This is a genomic window from Polaromonas sp. P1_F9, from assembly GCF_056405615.1.
Map to the genome: position 1 here is coordinate 633,224 of NZ_JBFUBT010000004.1, position 17,921 is coordinate 651,144.

Annotated in this window: 18 protein-coding genes; 14 read left to right on the forward strand and 4 right to left on the reverse strand. The window is 63.4% G+C overall.

Annotated features, from left to right (window positions below; genetic code table 11):
* Positions 1–35: 35 nt before the first annotated feature.
* From AC1DYR_RS14400 to AC1DYR_RS14410, 3 genes are all read right to left on the reverse strand, one after another.
* On the reverse strand, positions 36–2,681 hold the full coding sequence (locus tag AC1DYR_RS14400; RefSeq protein WP_477705676.1) for a beta strand repeat-containing protein: 2,646 nt from the start codon (positions 2,679–2,681) through the stop codon (positions 36–38).
* A 118-nt stretch (positions 2,682–2,799) separates the two neighbouring features.
* On the reverse strand, positions 2,800–3,300 hold the full coding sequence (locus tag AC1DYR_RS14405) for a hypothetical protein (protein WP_477705677.1): 501 nt from the start codon (positions 3,298–3,300) through the stop codon (positions 2,800–2,802).
* A gap of 667 nt (positions 3,301–3,967) precedes the next feature.
* Complete coding sequence (locus AC1DYR_RS14410) at positions 3,968–5,458, reverse strand: aminotransferase-like domain-containing protein (protein ID WP_477705678.1); 1,491 nt, start codon at positions 5,456–5,458, stop codon at positions 3,968–3,970.
* Between the two features lie 121 nt (positions 5,459–5,579).
* On the opposite strand from AC1DYR_RS14410, the gene AC1DYR_RS14415 reads away from it, so the two are divergent.
* The 14 genes from AC1DYR_RS14415 to AC1DYR_RS14480 all read left to right on the forward strand — a co-directional run bounded on the left by AC1DYR_RS14415 (position 5,580) and on the right by AC1DYR_RS14480 (position 16,379).
* Positions 5,580–6,191: a LysE family translocator gene (locus tag AC1DYR_RS14415; RefSeq protein ID WP_457281412.1), complete on the forward strand. Its 612-nt coding sequence runs from the start codon at positions 5,580–5,582 to the stop codon at positions 6,189–6,191.
* The gene (locus tag AC1DYR_RS14420; protein WP_477705679.1) at positions 6,188–7,144 is read left to right on the forward strand and encodes a DMT family transporter; all 957 of its coding nucleotides are present in this window, start codon (positions 6,188–6,190) and stop codon (positions 7,142–7,144) included. Before AC1DYR_RS14415 ends, AC1DYR_RS14420 begins: the two co-directional genes overlap by 4 nt.
* A complete protein-coding gene (locus tag AC1DYR_RS14425; protein WP_457281414.1) occupies positions 7,144–7,476 on the forward strand; it encodes an antibiotic biosynthesis monooxygenase family protein in 333 nt (110 codons plus the stop codon). Before AC1DYR_RS14420 ends, AC1DYR_RS14425 begins: the two co-directional genes overlap by 1 nt.
* Before the next feature lie 69 nt (positions 7,477–7,545).
* Positions 7,546–8,007, forward strand: a complete 462-nt coding sequence (locus AC1DYR_RS14430) for a RidA family protein (protein ID WP_477705680.1) — start codon at positions 7,546–7,548, stop codon at positions 8,005–8,007.
* Between the two features lie 5 nt (positions 8,008–8,012).
* Positions 8,013–8,342 carry a DHCW motif cupin fold protein gene (locus AC1DYR_RS14435; RefSeq protein ID WP_477705681.1) on the forward strand — a complete coding sequence of 110 codons (330 nt, stop codon included), beginning with the start codon at positions 8,013–8,015 and terminating at the stop codon, positions 8,340–8,342.
* A 39-nt stretch (positions 8,343–8,381) separates the two neighbouring features.
* On the forward strand, positions 8,382–9,026 hold the full coding sequence (locus AC1DYR_RS14440) for a DJ-1/PfpI family protein (protein ID WP_477705682.1): 645 nt from the start codon (positions 8,382–8,384) through the stop codon (positions 9,024–9,026).
* A 183-nt stretch (positions 9,027–9,209) separates the two neighbouring features.
* Positions 9,210–10,403 (forward strand): aminotransferase-like domain-containing protein, encoded by a 1,194-nt coding sequence (locus tag AC1DYR_RS14445; RefSeq protein WP_477705683.1) that lies wholly within the window; start codon positions 9,210–9,212, stop codon positions 10,401–10,403.
* A 21-nt stretch (positions 10,404–10,424) separates the two neighbouring features.
* Positions 10,425–11,045: a glutathione S-transferase family protein gene (locus tag AC1DYR_RS14450; RefSeq protein WP_477705684.1), complete on the forward strand. Its 621-nt coding sequence runs from the start codon at positions 10,425–10,427 to the stop codon at positions 11,043–11,045.
* A 35-nt stretch (positions 11,046–11,080) separates the two neighbouring features.
* Positions 11,081–11,995, forward strand: coding sequence for a PhzF family phenazine biosynthesis protein (locus AC1DYR_RS14455; protein WP_477705685.1), 915 nt, complete (start codon positions 11,081–11,083; stop codon positions 11,993–11,995).
* A gap of 15 nt (positions 11,996–12,010) precedes the next feature.
* Positions 12,011–12,724 (forward strand): VOC family protein, encoded by a 714-nt coding sequence (locus AC1DYR_RS14460; protein WP_477705686.1) that lies wholly within the window; start codon positions 12,011–12,013, stop codon positions 12,722–12,724.
* A 1-nt stretch (position 12,725) separates the two neighbouring features.
* Complete coding sequence (locus AC1DYR_RS14465; protein ID WP_477705687.1) at positions 12,726–13,364, forward strand: LysE family translocator; 639 nt, start codon at positions 12,726–12,728, stop codon at positions 13,362–13,364.
* Positions 13,365–13,419: 55 nt separating this feature from the next.
* The gene (locus AC1DYR_RS14470; protein WP_477705688.1) at positions 13,420–14,421 is read left to right on the forward strand and encodes a threonine dehydratase; all 1,002 of its coding nucleotides are present in this window, start codon (positions 13,420–13,422) and stop codon (positions 14,419–14,421) included.
* A gap of 52 nt (positions 14,422–14,473) precedes the next feature.
* Positions 14,474–15,142, forward strand: a complete 669-nt coding sequence (locus AC1DYR_RS14475; protein ID WP_477705689.1) for a histidine phosphatase family protein — start codon at positions 14,474–14,476, stop codon at positions 15,140–15,142.
* Between the two features lie 76 nt (positions 15,143–15,218).
* Positions 15,219–16,379 (forward strand): hypothetical protein, encoded by a 1,161-nt coding sequence (locus AC1DYR_RS14480; protein ID WP_477705690.1) that lies wholly within the window; start codon positions 15,219–15,221, stop codon positions 16,377–16,379.
* Positions 16,380–16,476: 97 nt separating this feature from the next.
* Here AC1DYR_RS14480 and AC1DYR_RS14485 read toward each other — a convergent pair whose 3' ends face one another.
* Positions 16,477–17,826, reverse strand: coding sequence for a PQQ-dependent sugar dehydrogenase (locus tag AC1DYR_RS14485; protein WP_477705925.1), 1,350 nt, complete (start codon positions 17,824–17,826; stop codon positions 16,477–16,479).
* Between the last annotated feature and the right edge of the window lie 95 nt (positions 17,827–17,921).

Sequence of the window (17,921 nt, forward strand, 5' to 3'; positions counted from 1 at the left end):
AGCTTTCGCTTCCCGCGCTTGGGGTCAGTCCCGGGTTAAGGGTTGATGCGTACACCGAAAGTCACGACAGCCGACTGACCAGGGGTCAGGGTGCCGATCGTCGCGGTGACGGTGCCCGCTGCGCCTGCGGAGGGGCCGGTCACGGTACCTACCGTGCTTGCCGCAGCGCTGCTCAGGGTGGTGTAACTAGGCGTCGCGTCGGACACCACAACGGAGGTCGCATTCGCGGATCCGACGTTGGTTACGGTGATCTGGTACAGCACGCACTGGTTGGGACGGGCGCTCAGGGTAGCCGCCGCGTAAACCGTGCCGCCGTTGGCGCCAGCGCAAGCCGTGTCCAGGGATTGCGCCTTGGTCAGCGTCAGGTTGCCGGCGATCACGGTCGTACTATCAACCGCGGTAGCCACGGCAGGAACTGTCGTCGCGTAGCTGCCATTGGTGGTGGTGACCGTGATGGTCGTGGCGTCCACTGCACCGGGGGTTGCGCCGCTAGGAGCGATCACCTTGTTGAACACCGTGATCGATGCGCCGGGAGCCAGACCCGCAGGAAGGACGCCCGCGGCATGCAGGGTGCTGCTGATCTGAGGGTCGGTCGCGTCGAGTACGCCGTTGGCGTTGGCATCGTAGTACAGCGCGGAAGTCCAGCCGGCCTGGTTATCGGCGCCGGCCAGGGTCAGCGTACTGACCGTGCCATTACCTTCCAGCACGTTGCCGGTGTTGGTCAAGGTGTGGCTGTAGACGTAGGAGCCGCCTGGATAGGTCTGGCCGGCGCCGTTGGGCGTGAGGGTCACGGAGCGCACAGCGTTCACGACCACCGCGTCATGCAGCGTGTCCGAAGCGTTCGACGTGGGCGACAGCGTACGGAAGTACAGCTGCGTGGTGCCCGCAGCAAAGCCGGCAGGCACACCCACCACCGCGCAGACGACAACGTTGCCTGCGGCGGCCACGGAACCCGTATTGGTGATGGTCGCACCGGTGGTCGAGCAGTTTCCTGCGCCGCCGTCGGCACGGAAGCTGACCGTCCAGCCCGCCGGCAACGACACGCTGGCAAAGGTATTCACCGTGCTGGCGCCCAGGTTATAGCTGTCCGGCGAAGGGCCGGTGTTGTTGGCCACGATGGTGAAGACCGTCGAAGCGCCCGGGTTCAGCGTGTTGGTGACCTGTGCTGCGCCTTCACCGTTGGCGAACACGCCCACGCCGGGAACACCCACCGCTGTCGGCAGGTTGTTGGTGGCATCAACCGCTGCGGCAGTCACGGCGGTCAACTGGTCGTTGGTGGTGGCCGTCTTGGTCGGGTCAAACACCGAGGTGGCCGTCTTGACAATGACGAAAGGCGCGCCGGCGTTGGTCGCGTTCGGAGGCAGCGTGGCCTTGAGGATCACGTTGTAGGTTGCGCCTGCGGCCAGCGGGCCGGTGTCAACCGTGCCGTCGCTATTCGTATCGACCAGCGGAGTGACGCCGTCGCTCTTGTACAGCTGGAAGGTCGTACCAGCCGGGAAGTTGCCCGTGCTCAGCGTGATGTTGAAGGTGTCGGAGCCATTGCCGGTGTTGGTCACCGTGTTGGTGAAGCTCACCGTCGAGCCGGGCGCTGCCGGGCCGGGCACCGTGGTGCCGGTCAGCGTCACGGCGGCGGTCTGCAGCACCGTGAACGGCACCGTATTGGAGCCGCCCGTTACCGTGGTAGCGCCGTTGTTGTAGGACGTCGTGGCGGTGTTGTTGAGTACGCCGGGTGCGGTGCCTCCGGCCACCGTTACACCGAAGCTGATGGTGCCCGACTGGCCGGCCGTCACCTGGTTGAGCGTGACCAGCAGGGTCTTGGTGCCCAAGGTGTAGCCCGAAGTCAGGGTGTTGGGTGCCGAGCCGCTGGAAGCGCCGCTGTCGCTCAGCGCCGTGGCGCCGGTTACGCTCCAGCGTGCGGAGCCCGCGGTGTAGGTCAGGCCTGCCGGCAGAACGTCGGTGATCGCCACGGCGGTGGCCGTGCTGTTACCGGTGTTCGTGTAGGTCAGGGTGTAGGTGATGGCCGTGCCGGCGGAGCCGCTGGACACGCTTGCCGACTTGGTCAGCGTGACGACCGCGTTGGTCGTGGCCGTGGTCACGTCGGTGTTCGACTGTGTCTTGGTCGGGTCAAACACGCTGGCGCCGGTCACCGTGATGTTGTTGGTCTGCGTCGCCGTGGCCGTGCCCGGCAAGGTGGCGACCACGATGTACTTGAAGAGGCCGCCTGCCGCCAGCGCGCCCGTCGAAGTGATCGCCGGACCGGTTGGTGTACCGCTGCCGTTGTCGGCAAAAATCTGCACGCTCGCCATCGTGAACCCAGGACCAGAGTTGCTGGTGGTCAGGTTGAACGTGTCCGTGCCGTTACCCGTGTTGGTCAGGGTATGCGGGTAGTACACCACGCTGCCAGGCGTCGCGTTCTGCGCGCCGTTGGCGGTCAGCGTCAGACTGGCGATCTGCTGCACCGTGGTCTGCACCACGTTCGACGTCACCGTGCGCGTAATGCCGGATGCATCCGAATACGTGGCCGACGCCTGGTTGCTGATGGACGTGCCTGCGGGCGGCGGCGCGGCATGGGCCGCCAGGCCGGCCAGAGCCAGCGCAAGCGCGACAAACAATCCCACAATCCAGTGGGTGAAGAAGTGCTGCAACCCTAAAGGCTGCGGACTCGAAGGATTGGCATACATGGCTTTTTCTCCTGGCTACTTAACAACGGTGAATCAACAAACAATTAACGGGGAACGGAAAGGCGAAATGCGCCACCCGCATGGCGGGAGGCGCAGCTGCGAGGGAAGCTGGCCGTCATCACGGCTTGGCAGCCGGTGCGGCTGGAGGTGAATCGATACGCACACGCAGACTGACCACGGTGCTGGCGCCTGCGGCCAGGGTGCCGGTTTCCCAGCGCAAGGCTCGGTAGTCAGCCAGGGGAACAGGCTCTTTGCGCACGCTGCCGTCGGCCTGCTTGACCATGCGCGTCAGTGGCATGGGTGCGAAGACGGTTCCATCCGTTGAGGCCAGGGCCTGTGCAGGTTCGGCGCTTGCCGCGATAAAGGTGGTGCCCGGAGGCACCGGTATGGTTGCCAGAAGCTTGCCGGCTGCAGCGGCGCTGGTATTGCGGTAGGTTGCGCTGTACTGCAGGACATCCCCCGGTTTGCCATCGCCGGCAGGCTTGAGCACGGGCTTGCCGCCCACCATCTCCACGCGCTGCGCCAGGAGCTGGGAAGACACCGGCGAGGCTTGGGCCAGCACGGCCTGGCCAAACACCAGCCCGACGGCAAAAATACAAAGTTTCAGGGCAGATTTCATGGGTAACGTCCTTTCGTGACTCTCGGCAAATGGCTGGCTCGGAGGCAGATCCATGTAGGGCCGGCAACATATGCGCATCGATATGTGTTTGAGACGTAACTTTATGTTACTTATCAACTTTTTGAGCCTCGATTACTTCACACGAACGCAATAGATGTGAATAAAAACAAAAATTTCGTGAGAAAAATCGCATAAGCGTCCGTATTTAGTTGAAATTCGGCGTTCAATCAAAGCAATTGAAACAGTAAGTTACATGTTAAAACATGGGAAATCCATCAAAAACCCCGAAGAAACTAATGGGAATTAACTAAAAACCGGATCTACAGTTGATCAATTAGAGTTAACTCGTAACCAATAGAAACGACTATCGGATTACCGGCCAAGCCGAGTTTCGTTTTCGAAAGGGGATAGGTAGCCGGGCGGTGCCAACGGGGAAGCCGGAGGATGAGGAAAACAAGGAGAAAAGGGAGGAAGAGCAACACCCAGGCGCAACAAGCCAGGTGAACTCCAACGCGGAGAATGGCGGGCGGGAGACATAACCGCATAGTCGCGGCCGTTCCCGGCGGGCAGCGTGGCCTGCCCGGACTCGGCGCCAAGCTCGCTCAAAGATCGCTTCTTCACTGCTGGCCCCGTTCTGCCAGGGCAAGCCGCGAAAAAAGGAGGAAAGTTACCTCACGGCATCACGCAAGCGAGCAAACACCTTCCAGAACGCAGCCTCCTGCGTGGTTGCAAAGTTGATGCGCATCAATGTGCTGGGTTTGCGCGCCGCGTGAAACAAGCCGCCAGGCGCAATCAGGTAGCCCTCGTCCAGCATGCGCTGGGACAACGCATCGGTGTCGACGCCTGTGTCCACCCAGCCGAACAGGCCAGCGGGCTCCGCGGCAAATGTGCAGCCGTAAGCCAGGGCCAATTTGACGCTGCGCGCGCGCGCGCCGTCAAGCCGGGTGCGAATACGCTCGGCATGCCGGCGTAACTGGCCCTGGTCTATGCACCAGGCCAGCGCCTTCTCCAACAGGGCTGGCGTGGTCAGCGTGGCCAGCAGTTTGGTGTCCAGCAGGCGCTCGATGAGGTCGGGGGGTGCGGCCATGAAGCCGACGCGCCAGCCGGGTGCCAGGATCTTGGCGAAGCCGCTGACATAAATCGTGCGCTGCAGCCCATCGAGGGCGCATAGCCGCGTGGCATGCTCAGGCGCCAGGTGGCTGTAGGTGTCGTCTTCAACAATGTGGAAGTTGTGTTGCATCGCCAACTGCAGCACGCGGTGGGCGCTGCCGGGCGTGAGGCAGTAGCCCGTCGGGTTGTGGAATACGCTGACACTGACAAACAGCTTGGGCTGGTGGATTTCACAGTATTGGGCCATCACCGCCAGGTCCGGGCCGTCGGCGCGGCGCGGTACCGGCAGGATGCGCATGCCCAAGGCGTCGAGCCGGGCGAACTCCACCGCCCAGCCGGGCTCCTCCACCATCACACAGTCCCCGGCACGCAGCAGCGTGCGGCTGACGATGTCGAGCGCATGGGTGGCGCCAACAGTGGTGATGATCTGCTCGGGCGCGGCGTGCACATTGAGTGCACTGAGCTTCTGCGAAAGCGCGCGGCGCAGGCCGCTGTCGCCCATGGGCTCACCGTACTGGAGCGAAAAGTCCCGCAACGCGCTGACGCTGGTGACTTTGCGGACGGCGGCCGGCATGAAGGTGGTTTCGAGCCAGTCTGGTGGAAACACGCCCATGCCGGGTTGCGGCTTGTTGCTGACTTTGTGGAACATACCGCGGATCAGCGCCGTCGCATCCACCGGCGCCTGGCGCGTGGCCATCCAGGTCGCAGTGCTCCAGGCGCCCGGGGGGGTGTGGCCCGCGGGCGCACCAGTTTTTGCATCTGCTATATTTTTTATAGCTGCCGGCGCTTTAGGGGCCTGTGCCAGCGCCGCATTAAGCGAAGTATCACGGACAAAAAAACCGCGGTTCTTGCGCGCCACCACCAGGCCTTGCGCCAGCAACTGGTCATAAGCCGCCACCACGGTGGAGGCACTTACACCTTGCTGCTCGGCGCACAGCCGCACAGAAGGCAGGCGAGCACCAGGGGCCAACAGCCGGCTACGGATGCGTTCGGCAAAGCGCGCCGACAGCTGTTCGGTCAGGGACTGTGAAGCGGTTTTCATCAACATGGTGTGGCCTTGGCACGCCCTGCAGGCGGCATGTGTGCTGACAATTTAACCAATACAGTTTGGGAATTTGTACCAACAACTGTACTGGTGGTGTATTGCTTTCAACTATAAAGTTGAAAGCATGAACTGGCAAGAATTTACGGCCTTACTGGTGCTGGCAACGGCGATGAGCTTTTCGCCGGGACCCAACACGACGCTGTCAACCGCACTGGGAGCCAACCATGGGTTGAAACGCGCGCTGCCTTTTGTCTGCGCGGTGCCGGTCGGCTGGGGCGTACTGCTGCTGGTGTGTGCCCTGGGGCTGGGCGCCCTGGTGCTGGCCGTGCCCTTGCTGAGCTGGGCCGTGAAGATCATCGGCGTGGCGTACTTGCTGTGGCTGGCCTGGAAGATTTCACAGTCGCGCCAGTTGAGCGAGGCGGACGCGGCGCGCCTGAACGTCACTTTCTGGCAAGGCGCCGCACTGCAGTTTGTCAACATCAAGGCATGGATGCTGGCGCTGGCCATCGTGAGCGGCTGGATTGCCGGCCGCGAGGCGCCGGCCGCGCGACTGGCCATCGTATTACCTGTGATGCTGGCCTACGCTTTTGTGAGCAACCTCACTTACGCGCTCGCCGGATCTTTGTTGCGCGAGTGGCTGACCGGCCCGTCCGGCAGCGGGCGTCGGCTCCAGTGGTTCAACCGCGCCATGGCGCTGGTACTCGTGGCTACCGCCATCTGGATGCTTTTTATATGACGTCCACATCTGCCGACACAACCAAAGGGCTATGGCTCGGCTTGCTGGGCATCGTGATTTTTGCCGTCACGCTGCCCATGACACGCCTGGCCGTGGGCACGCCGGATGCGCCGCAGATGTCGGGCGTTTTCATCGCGCTCGGGCGGGCCACGGTGGCGGCCGTGTTGTCGGCGGTGTTTTTGCTGGCCACCCGCGCAGCGCTGCCGCAGCGAAAGGACTGGCTGCCGCTGGCCGTCACCGCGGGCGGCGTGGTGTTTGGTTTTCCGCTCTTCACCTCGATTGCCATGCGCTACGTGGAAGCCGTGCATGCAAGCGTCATTCTCGGCGTGCTGCCCCTGGCCACCGCGGCGGTGGGCGCCCTGCTGCACCGCCAGCGTCCGTCTGCCGGCTTCTGGCTGTGTGCGGCACTGGGCAGCGCGCTGGTGGTTCTGTTCGCCATGCTGCGTTCAAACAGTGTGGGCGGGCTGTCCATCCATTTTGCTGACCTTTTGTTGCTGGCCGCCTGTTTGTGCGCGGCCGTCGGTTACGGCTACGGTGCGCGGCTGTCCCAGCACATGCGCGCCGAGCACGTGATCTGCTGGGCCTTGGTGCTCTCGCTGCCTCTGACCTTGCCGCTGTCCCTTCTCAGCTGGCCCACAGCACCACTCAAGGTCAGCGCCTGGGCCGGCTTTGCCTACGTGGCGGTGTTCTCGGCCTGGTTGGGATTTTTTGCCTGGTACCGCGGCCTGGCGCTCGGCGGTACGGTGCGTGTCAGCCAGGTGCAGTTGGTGCAGCCGTTTTTGTCCATGTTGTTTTCTGTGCCGCTGCTTGGCGAGCACCTGGACGCCGTCACCGTCGGCTTCGGGCTGGCCGTGATTGCCACCGTTTTCATAGGCAAAAAAATGCCGGTGCAGTCAGGCGCTCGCGTCCGGGCCGCCGAACCTGGCTCTTTGCTTAACACCAGAAAGTTGTGATGTACTCAGCCGCCTTTATTTTTGAACCCGGCACCTACGACGAACGGTTCCACACGCTGGACGCGCTGATCGAAGAAGCCGCCCAGGCCACGCCTGGCTACCTGGGCGCGGAGTCCTGGCGTTCGCCGGATGGCGTGCTGACCAATGCCACTTACTTCTGGGAAACCGAAGAATCGCTGCGCGTTTTTTCAGCACACCCCAAGCACCTGGAAGCCAAACGCCAGTACACGCAGTGGTACAAAGGTTTTCACATCGTCATCTCACAGGTGTTGCGCTCTTACGGCGACGGCACCATTGCACACATCACGCCCAACCAGCGGAAACGGGCATGAAGTGGGCTTGAGGCGGCCCGCCGCTTTTGCACTTCTTTCCAGGATATCTCCTATAACAAGGAACCATCGATGACCCCCGAACAACGCCTGCAGCAACTCGGCCTGATCCTTCCACCGGTGACCGCACCGCGCGGTAACTTCGATGCATGGGTGCTGGACGGCTCCATGCTGTACCTGTCGGGCAAGGGCTCGCCGCTGCGGCAAGACCTCGCTGTGGTGCCCAAGGTCGGGCGCGAGATCAGCGCGGAGGAAGCCCGCAAACATGCCCACGGCGTCGGACTGAACCTGATTGCCACCATAAAGGCCGCCCTGGGCGAACTTTCGCGCGTGCGGCGTGTGGTCAAGCTGCTGGGCATGGTCAATGCGGCGCCCGATTTCATGGGCCACACCGAAGTCATCAACGGTTGCTCTGACCTGCTGGTGCAGGTCTTCGGCGACGCGGGCCGCCATGCGCGATCGGCAGTCGGCGTGGGCTCCCTGCCGCGCGGCTTTGCGGTGGAAGTTGAAGCCATTATCTCAGTCACGGAGTAAGCAGCATGCAAATCAACGAAATCCCCTTCGGCACCACCGACTGGTCCAGCGTGGAGCGCACCGAGCATTCCGCCCTGGAGGGCAAGGCCTTCTGGCGCACCCGCAAGTTTGGTGATGTGCGTGTGCGCATGGTGGAGTACACACCCGGTTATGTTTCCGACCATTGGTGCAGCAAAGGCCACATCCTGCTTTGCCTGGAAGGTGAGCTGCAGACGGAACTGGACAACGGCAGTGTGCACGTGCTGCTGCCCGGCATGAGTTACCAGGTGGCAGACAGCGCCGAAGCCCACCGGTCAACCTCGCCTTTGGGCGCCAAACTGTTTATCGTGGACTGACCCAAGTAGCGCTTTTTGACCCGCATCAGGACAGCTTTCATGCATATCGCCATCCTTACCTTCGACGGCTTCAACGAACTGGATTCCTTGATTGCCTACGGCATGCTCAGCCGCATTTCACTGCGGGGTGATGCCGGCTGGAAAGTCAGCATTGCCAGCCCTACTGAGCGGGTGACGTCCATGAACGGCCTCACCATCGACGCACACGTCGGCCTGAAGGAAGCCAACCAGGCCGATGCCGTGCTGATAGGCAGCGGAATGAAAACGCGTGAAGTTGCCAATGATGTGTCCATCCTCGGTCAACTGCAGCTCAACCCGCAAAGGCAGCTCATCGCGGCGCAGTGCTCCGGGACCTTTTTGCTCGCCAAGCTGGGGCTCGTTGGCCAAATGCCGGCATGCACGGACTTGACCAGCAAGCCCTGGGTCCAGGCAGCCGGGGTGAGCATCCTGAACCAGGCTTTCTTCGCCAAGGGCAACCTGGCAACCGCGGGAGGCTGCATGTCCGCGCAATATGTTTCCGCATGGCTGATTGCCCGGCTGAAGGGCATTGAAGACGCCCGGGAGGTGCTGCACTATTTTGCCCCCGTTGGCGAGAAAGAAGAATACGTCACGCGGGGACTTGCACACCTGAAAGCAAATCTACAGGAACAGCGAATGACACAGGAAACGTCCGGTGCATCGTGACGCCTGATCCACGCCATGCAAACGCAGAGGCGGGAACAGGGACATGCGCAAGGAGGAGGTGCAGAATGAAAGCGTTGAATCATTCTTGCCTTTTGGCAGCCGCCGGGGCGGCACCTTTTGAAACCATGCAGAAGTTTTTTGTGACCAGGCTTGTCTTTGACAGCCCATCAGGAGGAGAGTGAAATGGAATGGACCCAAGCGCAGCGCGCCAAAAAAATGAACCCCTCGGTGATCCGCGAGATCCTCAAGGTCACCGAGAAGCCCGGCATCATCAGCTTTGCCGGCGGACTGCCCTCGCCCAAGACCTTTCCGGTCACCGCCTTTCGCGAAGCCTGTGACAAGGTGCTGCGTGAAGACGGTCATGCGGCGTTGCAGTACGCGGCCAGTGAAGGCTACGCACCACTGCGCGAGATGGTGGCCGCCATGCTGCCCTGGGATGTGGACCCAGCGCAGGTGTTGATCACCACCGGCTCGCAGCAGGGCCTGGATTTGATCGCCAAGATCCTGATCGACGCCGGTAGCCGCGTGCTGGTGGAAACGCCCACCTACCTGGGCGCGCTGCAGGCCTTCACACCGATGGAGCCCGAAATCGTCGGCGTGGCCAGCGATGACGAAGGCGTGGACATCAAGGATCTCGCCAGCAAAGCTGCTGGCGCGCGCTTCTTCTACGTGCTGCCCAACTTCCAGAACCCGACCGGCCGCACCATGACCGAGGCGCGCCGTGCCGCGCTGAGCGCCGAGGCTGCGCGCCTGGGCCTGCCCATCGTCGAAGACAACCCTTATGGCGACCTGTGGTTTGACACGCCGCCGCCGCTGCCGCTCACCGCGCGCAACCCGGAAGGCTGCGTCTACATGGGCTCATTCTCCAAAATCCTGGCGCCGGGTTTGCGCCTGGGCTTTCTGGTCGCGCCCAAGTCGCTCTACCCCAAGCTGCTGCAAGCCAAGCAAGCGGCCGACCTGCACACGCCGGGCTTTAACCAGCGCATGGTGGTCGAGACCATGAAAAACAACTTCCTGGACCGCCACGTGCCGACCATTCGCGCGCTCTACAAGTCGCAGCGCGACGCGATGCTGGCCGCGATGAAGCAGGGCATGCCCGAAGGTGTGAGCTGGAACACACCGGCCGGCGGCATGTTTTTGTGGGTGCGCCTGCCCGAAGGCATGAACGCCATCGACTTGCTGCCCAAAGCGGTGGAACGCAATGTGGCCTTTGTACCGGGCTGGGCTTTTTACGCCGATCACGCCGACGCCCGTACCCTGCGGCTGTCGTTTGTGACATCGAGCGTGGAGCAGATCAACATCGGCATCGCCGCGCTGGCGGCAGCCATACGCGAGCAACTGCCTGCCGGCGTGCCCCAACTGCGCGCGGCAGCATGATGAACACGAAAGAGGTCTGACATGCTTCATCTTTGGGGGCGCATCAGCTCCATCAACGTGCGAAAAGTCGTGTGGGCCGCGCAGGAGCTGGGCCTCACGATGCAGCGAACCGACGCCGGCGGCCAGTTCGGTATCGTCAAGGAGGCCGATTACCGGGCCAAGAACCCGAATGCACTCGTGCCGCTGATGGAAGACGGTGAGGTGCTCATCTGGGAATCCAATGTCATCGTGCGCTACCTGTGCGCCAAGCACTCGCCAGGCAATTTTTATCCCACAGCGCTGCCGCAACGCTTTGCCGCCGAGCAATGGATGGACTGGCAGCAGACCACCTTCAACCCGGCCGGACGCACGGCTTTCGTGCAGTGGATTCGCACGCCAGTGGAGCAGCGCATTACAGAACTGATTGCGCAGTCCGTAGCCGCCACCGAAGCGCTGCTAACACTGCTCGATGCGCACCTGGCTGACCATGCGTTCATGGGCGGCGACCAGTTCAGCATGGCCGACATTCCGCTGGGCTGCGAAATGCACCGCTGGTTCGGCTTGCCCCAGCCGCGGCCCCTTCGGCCCCACCTGGACCGCTGGTACCAAACCCTCCTGGCACGGCCCGCCACGCGCGGCGTGCTGGACCTGCCTTTGTCATAAATCTTCAAACCTACCCCGGAAAACCGAGAAACCCCATGAAGCAGCGCGCATTCAAGCAAGTCGACGTGTTCACACCCACCCCTTACTTCGGCAACCCCCTGGCCGTGGTAATCGACGGCAGCGGCCTGGATGACGCTGCCATGCAGCGTTTTGCCAAGTGGACCAACCTCTCGGAAACCACTTTCCTGTTGCCACCCACAGACGCCACGGCTGATTACAGCGTACGCATCTTCACGCCCGGCGGCGAACTGCCTTTTGCCGGCCACCCCACGCTGGGCAGTTGCCACAGCTGGCTGGAAGCCGGTGGGCAAGCGCACAGCAAAGACTTCATCGTGCAGGAGTGCAAAGTAGGCCTGGTGAAAATTCGGCGCGAGACCGGCACGAAGCGCCTCGCATTTGCCGCACCGGCCCTCAAGCGCTCCGCGCCCAGCCCCTCGCTGCTGGCGCAGGTAGCCGGCGCGCTGGGATTAAAAGCGACAAGCATCCTCGCTGCCCAGTGCCTGGACAACGGCCCGATGTGGCTGGGCCTGCTGCTGGACAGCCCTGAGATCGTGCTGCAACTGGCGCCCGATCACAAGGCGCTGGCCAAGCTGGGCACCAAAGTCGGCGTGGTGGCGCGCTACCCACGTGAGGAAACCGCGCCGCTGATTGCACGCGCCAACCGCGAAGCCAAGGCGTTCGCAGCCTCCGCACCTGCCGTAGCTCCCGATTTCGAAGTGCGCGCCTTCGCTTCCCCCATCGGCGTTGACGAAGACCCCGTCACCGGCAGCCTGAACGCCAGCCTGGCTCAGTGGCTGATCGCCGAAGGCCACGCACCCGAGCGCTACACCGCCTCGCAAGGCGTCTGCCTGGGCCGCGCCGGCCAGGTGCATATCGAGCGCGATGCAGCCGGCCAGGTGTGGGTGGGCGGCGAATCGGTGACCTGCATTGACGGAAGCGTGACGCTTTAGGAACCAGCCCTGACCATGGAACACAGCACCGCACTCCCGCCGCTGGCCTCGCAGGTCGACCACCTCGTGGTGGTGGCGGCCAGCCTCGCCGAAGGCGTGCAGTGGTGCGAACGCGTGCTGGGCATCACGCCCGGGCCGGGCGGCGAGCATCCGCTGATGGGCACGCACAACCGGCTCTTCACAGTGGCCTCGCCGGCCTTTCCACGCGCCTATTTCGAAATCATTGCAATCAATCCGGACAAGCAAACCCCGCGTACGGCACCGGCCAGACGCTGGTTTGACCTGGATGATCAAGAGTTGCAGCTTCGGCTGAGCAAGACTGGCCCGCAGCTCGCGCACTTTGTTGCTTCGACGCCCCGTGTGATCGCAGCGGTGCGGGCACTTTCCCGCCTGGGGCTGGATCGCGGTGAGGCGCTGGACGTCTCGCGCATGACGCCGCAAGGCCAGCTCAGCTGGAAAATTACCGTGCGTGAAGATGGTCAGAGGCTGTTTTACGGCGCGCTGCCCACGCTGATCCAGTGGGGCGACGTGCATCCGGCCGATGGCATGGCGCCCTCAGGCGTCACGCTGCAATCGCTGCACGCCAGCCACCCGCGCCCCGACGCATTGCGCGGCGGCTACGAGGCCATAGGGCTGGCCGGCGTGGGCCTGTCGCAGGGCCCGCCCAATCTTATCGCCACGCTGCAGACGCCGCGCGGCCTCGTCACCCTGGAATCCAAAGGAGCCTGAAATGTTGACGTCCACTGAACTCGCCTGGTTTGCTCTCGCCGCCCTGGTGCTGGTGCTCACGCCCGGGCCCAACATGATTTACTGCATCTCACGCACGCTGTGCCAGGGCCCCCGCGCCGGGCTGATATCGCTCAGCGGCGTGGCGCTGGGGTTTGTCGTCCATCTGCTGGCCGCGTCGTTCGGGCTAACCGCACTGCTGCTGGCCGTGCCGCTGGCCTTTGATGCGATCAAGGTGGCGGGCGCGGCCTATTTGCTCTGGATGGCCTGGCAGGCAGTCAAGCCCGGGGGCCTGGCGCCTTTTGAAACGCGCGAGCTGCCGAACGACCCGCCGCGCATGCTCTTTCTCATGGGCTTCATGACCAATCTGCTCAACCCCAAGGTGGCGATGTTTTACCTCTCGTTCTTCCCGCAGTTTTTGCACCCCGAGCGCGGGGGCCTGCTGCTGCAAAGCCTGACGCTGGGCGCCGTGCAGATCAGCGTCAGCACGACCGTGAACACTGTGCTGATCTGCTTTGCCGCTGCGATTGCGGGCTTCCTCAATCGCAACATCAGCTGGATGCGCGTGCAGCGCTACGTGATGGGCACGGTGCTGGGCCTGCTGGCGCTGCGCCTGCTGGCTGAAAAGCGGGCGGCCGCATGAGCCGCCTGGCAGTTCCCAAGGCGAATGCCGCAGCTCGCAGAGCGAAGGCTTCCCAATGAGCGCCGTCCTTGACCACGCGCCGGCGCTGGGCAGCAGCATGTTGCCTTCGTTGAAGGACATCGAAGATGCGGCACGCGTCGTCTACCACGAATTCCAGGCTACGCCGCAGTACCGCTGGGGCCTGTCCAGCCAGCGGCTGGGCACCGACTGCTGGATCAAGCATGAGAACCACACGCCGGTGGGCGCGTTCAAGCTGCGCGGCGGCCTCACCTACTTTGACGGGCTCAGGCAACGCGGCGAGATGCCGAAAGAAGTCATGAGCGCCACACGCGGCAACCACGGCCAGAGCATCGGCTGGGCCGCCCGCGCGCACGGCGTGCCCTGCACCATCGTGGTTCCGCACGGCAACTCGGTGGAAAAAAACGCCGCCATGCGCGCGCTGGGCGTCACCCTGATCGAGCACGGCGACGACTTCCAGGCCAGCCGCGAATTTGCGATGGCGCTGGCGGCCGAACGCGGCGCGCACATGGTGCCCAGCTTTGATGCCGGCCTGCTGCGCGGCGTTGCCACCTACTGGTGGGAATTCATGCTGGCCGTGCCGCAGCTCGACGTGGTGTATGTGCCCATCGGTCAGGGCTCGGGCGCCTGCTCAGCCATTGCCGCCAAACTCGCGCTGGGCCGCAAGCTGCGCATCGTGGGCGTGGTGAGCGCGCATGCCACCACCTACGCTGACTCGCTGGCGGCGGGGCGTGTGGTCGAGGCGCCAGTGACCACTCAGCTGGCCGACGGCATGGCCTGCCGCGTCGCCGACCCTGCGGCGCTGGATATCTTGCTGCCGCACCTGAACCGCATCGTGAAAGTGACGGACGACGAAGTGGCCCAGGCCATGCGCCACCTGTACGCCGACACCCACAACGTGGCCGAAGGCGCGGGCGCGGCCAGCTTTGCCGCGGCCATGCAGGAGCGCAGCCAGCTCAAGGGCCTGGTGGTGGGCACCACCCTCTGCGGCGGCAATGTAGACACCACCACTGTCGCCAAGGTGCTAGCCGGGGCCTGAGCCGGTCACACGCGAGACTGGGCGCCTGCCGCCGCCTCGCCACAATCCGCCCATGGGAACCCTCTACCTCGTGCGCCACGGCCAGGCCTCATTTGGCGAAGACGACTACGACGTGCTCAGCCCTATGGGGCGCCAGCAAAGCGTGCGTCTGGGCGAGTACTTCAAGTACAAGGGCATCACCTTTGACGCCGCTTTCACCGGCACATTGCAACGGCAGATCAATACCTTTGCCGGGATCTGTGAAGGCACGAGTGTCACCATGCAAGCCACACAGCGCCCCGGGCTCAATGAATATGACAGCCACGCCGTCATCGGTGCCATCCACCCGCACAAGCTCGAAAAACCCACCACGCCCGAGGAATACCGCGGCCACTTCCGGCTGTTGCGTGACGGGCTGGCACAGTGGATGGCAGGTGTGGTCAGCCCCAAGGGCATGCCGAGCTATACCGAATTTGTCGCGGGCGTGACCGATGTGCTGGACCATGTGCGCACCACACACACCGGCAACGTGCTGCTGGTTTCGAGCGGCGGGCCCATCTCGACCGCCGTCGGCCATGTGCTGGGCACCAGCCCCGAAACCACGATTGAGCTCAACCTGCGCATCCGCAATTGCTCGGTCACGGAGTTTGCGTTCACACCCAAGCGCCACATGCTGGTGACCTACAACACGCTGCCGCACCTGGATGCGCCGGAACACGCAAGCTGGATTACCTACGCCTGACGCAAAGCTTTCACCGGCTTCCGTGGTATTTCCACCATTGCCGGGACTGCGTCAAGCAAAGATACTCTTTGGCAGCATGACCGCCGCACCCCACTCTTCTGCCGCCGGCCCGCACCCTGTGGGCATTGTTCTGTGCACTGACAGCGCCGATGCGCTGGCTGCTTCCAGTTACAGCTTCCTGGTGCAGCTTGAGCAGCTCGGCCTGCAGGATGCCGTGGAAACCACCGAGCTGCCCCCTCGCGCAGGAGCCGGCGCCGCACGGCGTTTTTGCCTGCCCGTGGCGCTGACGGCACAATGGGCGCCCGGCCTGGACACCCTGGGCCTGGCGGAACGGCTGCAGCTGGATACGCTGAACAACAGCGAAGACCTGGAACGGGAGATTCTTCTGGCCATGCTGCTGAGCCCGGTCGCCTTTGAATTTCCCAGCCATGCGGAGCTGGCATCGGCAGTGCGCATACGCCGAAACATCGTGCTGGCCGCACGCAAGACTGCACTGGAATTCCACACCACCGAAGTCAACCGGCCGGAGGACTGCTGGACCTACTCGGAAGACGCTGGCTTTACCGTCAAGCCCGGTCACGCGCTGATTCCCGCCCTGCAAAAAGCCACCCAACCCGAGGCCTCGGGCAAGCTGTATTCCTTTTCCTGCTACCGCGCGACCGAATACGTGATCCTGCTGGCCATCGCGCAGGAACTCGAAACCTGCAACCCGCCGTTGCTGGCCGCGCTGCAGCAGCGCTGGGAGCGCCGCGCCATCATGTCGGGCAAATTCCATGACGTGTTCCTGCGCGAATACGGCACGATGGAACAACCCCTGCCGCCCAAGTATTACGTGCCCGGCGACCGGCTATGGTTCCGAAACCCCGATGAACACTCTTCGGACGTTTCGGGTTATGAAGGCTCCTGGGTGTTCTACATCGGCAACGGGCAGTTCACCAACTTCTGGAAACGCGAGCAGCCCTACACCCTGACGGCCAAATGCCTGGAGCTGTTTCACTGGCGGCATGCCACCTACACCGACGAAGCCGGCGAGTTGCGTATCAATGAAAGCATTGTGGAGGCCGGCGTCAAGGCCTCCAGCACCGACCCGGCCGAGACGGCGCGAATCCTGGAACTGATGCTGCGCATGCGCGAATCCAAGGGCGTGTATGCATCGGGCGGGTGCATAGACACCTCGCGGGAACACCCCCGCTGGGTCTGCCCGGGTACCGCCGACATGGTGTTGCCACCCGCTTGAAGCGATTGCGGGCGGCACGATTGCTATTAAATCAATAGCTGCTTGCGGTCGTCACATATGGGCTACGGGCATTTTTCTCTTAAAACATCCCGACCTTCTATTTCAGCTGACTACCGCTCACCCGCCAGACCACGTTGCCCACATCGTCGGCCACCAGCAGCGCGCCGCGCTTGTCCATCGCCACGCCCACCGGCCGACCGTAGGCATGGCCTTCGGGACTCAGGAAACCCGTGAGCACATCCACCGGCAAACCAGCCGGCAAACCCTGGCGAAAAGGCACGAACACCACCTTGTAGCCGCTGTGCGGCACACGGTTCCAGGAGCCGTGCTCACCAATAAACGCGCCCATGGCCAGTGATGGCGGCAGCGCATTGCCTTCTGAAAACACCATGCCCAATGGCGCGACATGGGAGCCCAGTGCATAGTCCGGTGAAACCGCTTGCGCCACCAGGTCCGGACGCGGCGGCTTGACGCGGTCATCCACGTTCTGGCCGTAATAGCTGTAGGGCCAGCCGTAAAACACGCCATCGCGCACCGAAGTCAGGTAGTCGGGCACGAGGTCGCTGCCGATCTCGTCGCGCTCGTTCACCACCGTCCAGAGTGCGCCGCTGCCGGGCGCCCAACCCATGCCGTTGGGATTGCGCAGGCCCGAGGCAAATACGCGGTGGCTGCCGGTTTTGGCGTCGACCTCCCAGATGGCGGCGCGGCCGGCTTCGGCTTCCATGCCGCGTTCGCCCACGTTGCTGTTGGAGCCCACCGTCACATAGAGTTTGCTGCCGTCGGCATTGGCGATGATGTTTTTGGTCCAGTGGTGGTTGATGGGGCCGGCAGGCAAGTCCACCACCTTGATGGGCGCAGCCGTGATGCTGGTTTGCCCCGGCTGGTAGGGAAAGCGCACCACGGCATCGGTATTGGCAACATAAAAATCGTTGCCCACCAGCACCATGCCGAAGGGCGAGTTGAGGTCTTCCAGAAACACACTCCGGCTTTCGGCCCTGCCGTCGCCGTCGGCATCGCGCAGCAAAGTGATGCGGTTGGCCGTTGGCGCGCCGGCGCCGGCCCGGCCCATCACCTTTTTCATGAACCAGCCGCGGATGCCTTGAGCCGATTTCTCGTCTTCCGGCTTGGGCGGCGCATTGCTTTCAGCCACCAGCACGTCGCCGTTGGGCAGCACGTAAACCCAGCGCGGATGGTCCAGTCCGCTGGCCAAGGCCGTGACGCCCAGGCCCGCCATGGGCGTGGGCATTGCACCCTCCGGCCAGCCCTTGGCCGGCGCGATGTTCACCGTGGGAAACAGGGTCTTGTTGGGTTTGGGCAGGGTTGGATTGGCGCCCATACCGGCCTCCGGCGGTAACAGGGCAGTGTCGCCGCACGCGGCCAGCGTACAGGCGCATGCCGCGCACAGCGCCAGAACATGCCAGACGCGTTGACAGGCAATCGATCGCATAAAACCCCCTGAAGAAATGACGGCAATGCCGACGCCCTGCATGGTGCGGGGCAATCGTCAGTGTGGGCGGGTGAGGTCCGCGCAGCTGTCAGTCG

What these genes read in the sequence shown, in the direction of transcription:
- AC1DYR_RS14400 (WP_477705676.1), bottom strand. Translation starts at nt 2,681, where the DNA reads ATGTATGCCAATCCTTCGAGTCCGCAGCCTTTAGGGTTGCAGCACTTC.
- AC1DYR_RS14405 (WP_477705677.1), bottom strand. Translation starts at nt 3,300, where the DNA reads ATGAAATCTGCCCTGAAACTTTGTATTTTTGCCGTCGGGCTGGTGTTT.
- AC1DYR_RS14410 (WP_477705678.1), bottom strand. Translation starts at nt 5,458, where the DNA reads ATGTTGATGAAAACCGCTTCACAGTCCCTGACCGAACAGCTGTCGGCG.
- AC1DYR_RS14415 (WP_457281412.1), top strand. Translation starts at nt 5,580, where the DNA reads ATGAACTGGCAAGAATTTACGGCCTTACTGGTGCTGGCAACGGCGATG.
- AC1DYR_RS14420 (WP_477705679.1), top strand. Translation starts at nt 6,188, where the DNA reads ATGACGTCCACATCTGCCGACACAACCAAAGGGCTATGGCTCGGCTTG.
- AC1DYR_RS14425 (WP_457281414.1), top strand. Translation starts at nt 7,144, where the DNA reads ATGTACTCAGCCGCCTTTATTTTTGAACCCGGCACCTACGACGAACGG.
- AC1DYR_RS14430 (WP_477705680.1), top strand. Translation starts at nt 7,546, where the DNA reads ATGACCCCCGAACAACGCCTGCAGCAACTCGGCCTGATCCTTCCACCG.
- AC1DYR_RS14435 (WP_477705681.1), top strand. Translation starts at nt 8,013, where the DNA reads ATGCAAATCAACGAAATCCCCTTCGGCACCACCGACTGGTCCAGCGTG.
- AC1DYR_RS14440 (WP_477705682.1), top strand. Translation starts at nt 8,382, where the DNA reads ATGCATATCGCCATCCTTACCTTCGACGGCTTCAACGAACTGGATTCC.
- AC1DYR_RS14445 (WP_477705683.1), top strand. Translation starts at nt 9,210, where the DNA reads ATGGAATGGACCCAAGCGCAGCGCGCCAAAAAAATGAACCCCTCGGTG.
- AC1DYR_RS14450 (WP_477705684.1), top strand. Translation starts at nt 10,425, where the DNA reads ATGCTTCATCTTTGGGGGCGCATCAGCTCCATCAACGTGCGAAAAGTC.
- AC1DYR_RS14455 (WP_477705685.1), top strand. Translation starts at nt 11,081, where the DNA reads ATGAAGCAGCGCGCATTCAAGCAAGTCGACGTGTTCACACCCACCCCT.
- AC1DYR_RS14460 (WP_477705686.1), top strand. Translation starts at nt 12,011, where the DNA reads ATGGAACACAGCACCGCACTCCCGCCGCTGGCCTCGCAGGTCGACCAC.
- AC1DYR_RS14465 (WP_477705687.1), top strand. Translation starts at nt 12,726, where the DNA reads ATGTTGACGTCCACTGAACTCGCCTGGTTTGCTCTCGCCGCCCTGGTG.
- AC1DYR_RS14470 (WP_477705688.1), top strand. Translation starts at nt 13,420, where the DNA reads ATGAGCGCCGTCCTTGACCACGCGCCGGCGCTGGGCAGCAGCATGTTG.
- AC1DYR_RS14475 (WP_477705689.1), top strand. Translation starts at nt 14,474, where the DNA reads ATGGGAACCCTCTACCTCGTGCGCCACGGCCAGGCCTCATTTGGCGAA.
- AC1DYR_RS14480 (WP_477705690.1), top strand. Translation starts at nt 15,219, where the DNA reads ATGACCGCCGCACCCCACTCTTCTGCCGCCGGCCCGCACCCTGTGGGC.
- AC1DYR_RS14485 (WP_477705925.1), bottom strand. Translation starts at nt 17,826, where the DNA reads ATGCGATCGATTGCCTGTCAACGCGTCTGGCATGTTCTGGCGCTGTGC.